Annotated in this window: 7 protein-coding genes and 1 pseudogene; all 8 read right to left on the bottom strand. The window is 55.8% G+C overall.

The window, feature by feature from the left end; genetic code table 11:
- Window positions 1–41: 41 nt before the first annotated feature.
- Window positions 42–1,397, bottom strand: a complete 1,356-nt coding sequence (gene mgtE / locus CH74_RS12640) for a magnesium transporter (RefSeq protein WP_048307917.1) — start codon at window positions 1,395–1,397, stop codon at window positions 42–44.
- Window positions 1,398–1,533: 136 nt separating this feature from the next.
- Window positions 1,534–1,803 carry an HPr family phosphocarrier protein gene (locus CH74_RS12645; RefSeq protein ID WP_048307918.1) on the bottom strand — a complete coding sequence of 90 codons (270 nt, stop codon included), beginning with the start codon at window positions 1,801–1,803 and terminating at the stop codon, window positions 1,534–1,536.
- On the bottom strand, window positions 1,790–2,683 hold the full coding sequence (gene rapZ, locus CH74_RS12650; RefSeq protein WP_048307919.1) for an RNase adapter RapZ: 894 nt from the start codon (window positions 2,681–2,683) through the stop codon (window positions 1,790–1,792). Before rapZ ends, CH74_RS12645 begins: the two co-directional genes overlap by 14 nt.
- 91 nt (window positions 2,684–2,774) lie before the next feature.
- Window positions 2,775–3,263 carry a PTS sugar transporter subunit IIA gene (locus tag CH74_RS12655; RefSeq protein WP_048307920.1) on the bottom strand — a complete coding sequence of 163 codons (489 nt, stop codon included), beginning with the start codon at window positions 3,261–3,263 and terminating at the stop codon, window positions 2,775–2,777.
- A gap of 9 nt (window positions 3,264–3,272) precedes the next feature.
- Window positions 3,273–3,581, bottom strand: a complete 309-nt coding sequence (gene raiA, locus CH74_RS12660) for a ribosome-associated translation inhibitor RaiA (protein ID WP_048307921.1) — start codon at window positions 3,579–3,581, stop codon at window positions 3,273–3,275.
- Between the two features lie 76 nt (window positions 3,582–3,657).
- Window positions 3,658–5,078: pseudogene (locus CH74_RS12665) on the bottom strand (RNA polymerase factor sigma-54).
- A gap of 174 nt (window positions 5,079–5,252) precedes the next feature.
- Window positions 5,253–5,978: an LPS export ABC transporter ATP-binding protein gene (gene lptB / locus CH74_RS12670; protein WP_048307922.1), complete on the bottom strand. Its 726-nt coding sequence runs from the start codon at window positions 5,976–5,978 to the stop codon at window positions 5,253–5,255.
- 52 nt (window positions 5,979–6,030) lie between these two features.
- A partial coding sequence (gene lptA / locus CH74_RS12675; protein WP_253273060.1) for a lipopolysaccharide transport periplasmic protein LptA occupies window positions 6,031–6,498 on the bottom strand: 468 nt, incomplete at its 5' end.

Consider the following 6,498-nt stretch of genomic DNA (forward strand, 5'->3'; position numbering starts at 1 on the left):
CAATTCAATAGGGCGGCCTTTCATTGAGCCGGCAACAAACGTCAGAGGTAAAAATAGGTAGCAAGACCAAGAAACGACATGAAACCGATCACATCGGTAACCGTGGTCAGGATCACGCTACCGGATAGGGCCGGGTCGATCTTGAGTCTTTTCAACAGCACCGGCAGCAGTGTGCCACAGAAAGCAGCGAACAACAGATTAATGACGATGGCAGCGGCGATGATGATTCCCAAGGTCATGTCACCGAACCAAAGTACCGCAATCACTGCAACGACCAATGCCCACAGCAAGCCATTGAGTGCGCCGACGATTAACTCCCGATTGAGCAGCCAACGCACGTTGCCTCCGGATACATGGCCCAAGGCGATACCCCGTATCAAGACGGTCAACGCCTGGGAGCCAGCAATACCGCCCATGCTTGCCACGATGGGCATCAGTACCGCAAGAGCGGTAACTTTCTGAATGGTGCCTTCGAACATGCCGATCACCGCAGCGGCCATGAAGGCAGTGATCAGATTGATGCCCAGCCAGACCGCGCGGCGCCGACTGGTACGCCAGGCCGGTGCGAAGGTATCCTCTTCTTCATCCAGGCCTGCCATGCTCATCACCTGGTGTTCCGCGTCATCGCGGATGACATCGACCACGTCGTCGATGGTGATACGCCCGAGCAGATGGCGGTCGGCGCCTACCACCGGTGCCGAGATCAGATCGAAGCGTTCGAACAGGCTGGCAACCTCGGTTTCCTCCATGGTGGCCGGGATGGTCACCATGTCCGTATCCATGACCTCGCGTACCAGCATCGAGGGGTCAGACACCAACAGGCGGTTGATGGGCAGGCTGCCGATCAGCTTATCGCCTCGCGTGACCACGAGAAGGCTGTCGGTGGTATCCGGCAGGCGCTCATGACGACGAAGATAGCGCAACACCACATCCAGGGTGATTTCTGGGCGGATCGTCAGCGTATCCGTGTTCATCAACCCGCCGGCGGTGTCCTCCGGGTAGGAAAGCACGGTTTCCAGGCGCTGACGCTCCTGGGCCTCCATGGAGTCGAGCACTTCGAGGGTGACGGTATTGGGCAGACGTTGCAAAAGGTCCGCCAAGTCATCGACATCAAGCCCTTCCGTTGCCGAGACCAGCTGCTGGGCATCCATACGGTTGAGAAACTCCGTCTGGATATCCTCGCCCAGATACTGCAGTACGTCGCCCTGAAGCTCAGGTTCGATCAGCTCCCAAAGGACGTTACGTTCCTTGGGTGGCGTCGACTCCAACAAGTGAGCCACATCGACCGGCGCGAGGCCGCGATTGAGCATGCGTCGTGCTTGTTCCAAGGCGCCGCTTTCCAGAGCATCGTTTAGCCTGGCGAGTCTGGGCTGAAGCTTCTCTGGATTTTTGCTCATGTTGGGTGGCGTCCTGTGTCTTACCTCTATTGTCGCGCCATTCTAGCACCGTCGGATGAAGACGCGCACAAAAGAAAACGCTGTTCGAGGGATGCTTTCAAACGTCCTGTCAAAGGCGTTTTATTGTAAATGGGAGTTAGTCGTCTTCGTCGAACCGCGCATCAAAAAGCGTTTGTACTGCCGCGAGTGCTTCTTCGCCTTGAGGGCCATCTACATGGATTTCGAGTACGCTGCCGCAGGGGGCGGCAAGCATCAAAAGCGACATGATATTGTCCGCTTGAGCGCTTTTGCCTTGATGGTACAGCGTTACTTTAGCGTCATAGGGCTGACAGCATTTGACCAGCTTGGTAGCTGCGCGGGCATGAAGACCACGCCGGTTGGTCAAGGTCAGCTTACGCTGAATCATTCCGTGCCTCTCCTACGACGGTGAGAACGCCAAGCTCACGATGCCGAAGGCGCACGCGATACCGAGTGGCAAAATGATGGGCCAGACGCTCACTCAAGTAGACCGAACGGTGCTGGCCGCCGGTGCAGCCAATGGCTACCGTCAGATAGCTGCGGTTGCTGGCTACATAGGCCGGTAACCAGCGTTCCAGCCAGTCGCGGATGTCATTGGCCATGGCGTCGACCTGAGCGTAACTTTCAAGGAACTGGACGATTTTCTCATCACGTCCGTCGTAGTGGCGCAGCTGTGGATCCCAATAAGGATTGGGCAGGCAACGAGCATCGAACACGGTGTCCGCATCCAGAGGCACCCCGCGTTTGAAGCCAAAGGATTCGAACGTCAGCGTTAATTGATCGCTGGAATGGTGCGCTACCTGACTTGCAATGCGCGCTCGCAGGTCGTGGATCGAGAGCTGAGAGGTATCGATTACTAGATCGGCGAGGTCGCGAATACGAGCCAACGTATGTTCTTCGGACTCGATGGCTTCCGCCAGGGTCATCTCACTGTCACGGGTCAGGGGGTGGCTGCGGCGGGTGGCTGAGTACCGTTCCAAGAGAATCTTGTTCTCGGCGGTGAGATAGACCACATGGCAGTCTATATTGCGCATGCGGATCTCTTCGAGCAACACCGGGAAGCGCTTGAGCGCCGTTGGCAGATTGCGCGCATCAACACTTACCGCAATGTTGGAACGCCGCACTTCATCCTGTTGCAATTCATGGATGAGAGGGTCGAGCAGCATGGCAGGCAGATTGTCGATGGCGTAAAAACCAAGATCCTCGAGTGCCTGAAGCGCAATGGATTTTCCAGAACCCGATCGTCCACTGATGATCACGAGCTGCATGATGGCGCCCTTATAACGTTGGCCTAGGCTCTCACCTTGTATGGAACAGTTTATATTATATGAAGCGATACGGATATGATGCTCTCAGGCATCATCCGTCGTTCTGGTTGTCTGCTTGTTCGATACCATGAATGGCATCAATAAGCGTTTCGTAGAGCTGGCTTTGACTTTCGCTCTTGCGCAGGCGCATGCGGGTATCCGCATCGTTCATGAGGCTGGCCACTTGAGCTAGTAGTGCCAAATGCGTTTCGTCCGCGGCTTCGGGAACCAGCAAAATGAAGATCAAATCCACCGGTTCGCCATCGATGGCATCGAAGCTGATGGCTTCCTGAAGTTTGAGGAAGCCCGCCACCGGCGTCTTGCAATGAGGATCTCGCGCATGAGGAATGGCAACACCGTTGCCAATGCCGGTGCTGCCAAGTTTTTCACGTCCTATCAGGCGGCCGAAAACTTCTTGGCTATCCAGACTTGGGGTGTTTTGAGCGATGAAGGTGCTGAAGAACTCCAGCACCCGCTTCTTGCTTCCCCCGGGAACGGCAAACAGCGCGCGCTCCGGGGGTAGGATGGCTTCAAGAGACATAGATGAAAATCAGCGTGCGCCGGCGCCTTGAGCGCGGGCCTGACTTTTTTCCTTGTGTTTGACAAGTTGACGATCAAGCTTGTCAGCCAGTGCATCAATGGCAGCATACATGTCGCCGTTTTCGGCCTCACCATGTAGATCCGCGCCAGCTACATGAAGGGTACAGGCTGCTTGATGACGTTCCTTCTCGATTGACAAGGTGACCTGAACCCGGGTGATGTTGTCGTAATGGCGCTCCAGACGCGCAAGTTTTTCGTTCACATAATCACGCAATGCATCGGTCAGCTCGACATGATGGCCAGTGATGTTGACTTGCATGGCACGCTCCTATTGCTGCGAATGGTCTAAGGATTGTAACCCTTTTTGCGGCTTAGCAAACCCCCGTCGAGAGAGGTCATGCCAAACGCTTGCGATCGCTCGAGGAAGGAATGCCCAATCCTTCACGATACTTGGCAATGGTGCGTCGAGCTACCTTGATACCGTCTTCCGCGAGCAAGTCGACCAGCTTGCTATCGGACAAGGGTTTACGCGGCGACTCCTCGCTGATCATCTTCTTAAGCCGTGCTCGAATCGCCGTGCTGGAGTAGGCGTCGCTTGCGTTTTCGTTGCCACCCACATGACTCGAGAAAAAATATTTCAGTTCGAAGACGCCCCGCGGGGTGTGGATGAATTTCTGGGTAGTGACCCTTGAGATGGTCGACTCGTGCATTTCAACGAGTTGAGCGATGTTCGCCAGGATCAGTGGTTTCATTGCCTCTTCACCATGTTCGAGAAAGTCGAACTGATGACTCATGATTTCACGACCTACCTTGAGCAGGGTGTCATTGCGACTCGACAGGCTCTTCATCAGCCAGCGTGCTTCCTGTAGATGCTGTTTCATGAAGGTATTGTCGTCGCTCTTGTCGGCGCGTCGTATCAGCGCAGCGTAATCCGGCTGGATGCGCAAGCGGGGTAGCGCGTCTGGATTGAGCTCGATGCGCCAGCCTTGGGGCGTGTAATGGGCAATCAGGTCCGGAGTGACATAGCTTTCCTCATGATGATCGAACGCTTGTCCGGGGCGTGGATCAAGCAGGCGAATCATGGCAATGACATTGTCGAGCTGGGTATCGTCGAGCCCCAAGCGTCGCTTGAGCATCTTGCGGTCGTTGCCGGCAAGGGCGTCGAGAAACTGACGAACCAGACGTTTGGCCTGAGGTAGCAGCGGTGTCGTGTCATCAAGGGCGCCAAGTTGCAGAAGCAGGCATTCGCGTAGATTCCGGGCGCGACGCCGGTCGGTTCGAACTGCTGTACCTGCTGCAGGACTTGTTCCACTTCCTGGCTTTTGAGATTGCCAAGACCCTGACCTCGTAGACCTTCCGCCAGGTCGTCGAGACTAGCGTCAAGATAGCCTGCCGGGGTGATCGAGTCGATGAGGCAGTCGGCGATCTGTCGACTACGGGCTGACATGTCGGCCATGGTCAACTGCCAGTGCAAATGATCCCTAAGACTCAGTCCCGCCACGTTGCGCTCGATGTCATTACCATCGGTGCTAACTGCTCGGCTGGCAGGAGCATCCTGATAGGTATCCGACCATTCGCTATCGGTGACCAGTTCCGTGGGAATATCCTCCGCCCACTCTACTTCGGCGCTATCGGCCACGACTTGTTCACCGTAGTCTTCGTCAAGCTCCAGCATGGGATTGGATTCCAGCGCCTGCTGGATTTCCTGGCGCAGGTCCAGTGTCGAGAGCTGCAGCAGCTGAATTGCCTGTTGCAGCTGCGGCGTCATGGTTAACTGAGTGCCGATCCGCAGCTGGAGCGTTGGCTTCATTACCATAATGGGTCGGAGTCACCGTCATGATTTGGGGTCACGTTAGCGCTGCAGAAGGCCGCGTGCAAGCATAAAAAGCAATAATCATGCCATTAATCAACTAATGCTTTCTTGTTTTGCGGCTAAAAAGCGTGAGGAAGAGGTTGACTGGGTCAAAAACGGGCTTGAAAAGCAGTAAGACTAGAAGCGAAACTCGTTGCCCAAATATACCTCGCGTACCTTCTGGCTGGTGAGAATGGCCTCGGTATTGCCTTCAGCGATGATCTTGCCATCCCCAACGATATAAGCGTTGTCGCAGATATCAAGAGTATCTCGCACGTTATGGTCGGTAATCAGTACGCCGATGCTTCGCGCGCGCAGTTGGCGGATGATACCTTTGATTTCACCCACCGAAATTGGATCGACGCCGGCAAAGGGTTCATCGAGCAGGATGAAAGCCGGCTCAGTGGCAAGGGAGCGGGCAATCTCTACTCGCCGGCGTTCACCACCGGAAAGACTCATGCCCAGGTTGTCGCGAATGTGTTCGATATGGAATTCCTCGAGCAAGCGCGCGAGTTGAGCATGGCGCTGTTTCTTGTCGAGCTCTTTGCGGGTTTCGAGGATCGCGAGGATATTGTCCGCCACTGACAGTTTGCGAAATACCGAGGCTTCCTGGGGCAGGTAGCCAATCCCGGCTCGCGCCCGATGATGCATGGGAGCGTAGGTCAAATCCTGATCATCGATGGCAACCTCACCGGCGTCTGCCTTGATCAAGCCAACGATCATGTAGAATGACGTGGTCTTGCCGGCCCCATTGGGACCCAGCAAGCCAACGATGCTGCCTTGAGCGATGGACAGACTTATGTCCTGCACCACCCGGCGATGCTTGTAGCTCTTGGCCAGGTGACGAGCGAAAAGCGTCTTCATCCAGAGTGCTTCCTGCTTGGTGTTTTTTACTCGGTGGTTTTAGGCGTCAAGGTCATGCGCACACGTTCGTCTGCACCGCTGTCGGAGCGTGAACGCGCCTGTACCTGACGGCGATCGAGAAAATATTCCACGTAGCGCCGTTGAAGATATCGCCACCCTGATGAAGCTCTGCGCGACGAATCAGCTCCACGCGCCGTTCGCCTGCATGATAGACAATGCTTTCACCCCAGCCCTTGACCACCGGATCCTGAGGCGCGGGTTTTTGTTCAAGATAAGCACGACCCGTATCGCTCGTGGCGGTGACGAGAGAGACTTCGCCCTGGTCGTTGCGTTCGATCTCGACCCGGTCGGCAACAAGTTTCATGCTGCCTTGCTGCATGTCGACATCGCCGGTATAAACGGCCGTACCGGCCCGATCATCGATATCAAGCCGATCGGCGGCAATCTCGATAGGTGCGCCGGCGTCGCTGTCAAGGGCGTGGGCTGTGGCTACAATCGAGCCATAGAGCAGCAGGCAAGC

Origin of the sequence: Halomonas sp. PR-M31, from assembly GCF_001039575.1 — a bacterium.
GTDB lineage: Bacteria > Pseudomonadota > Gammaproteobacteria > Pseudomonadales > Halomonadaceae > Modicisalibacter.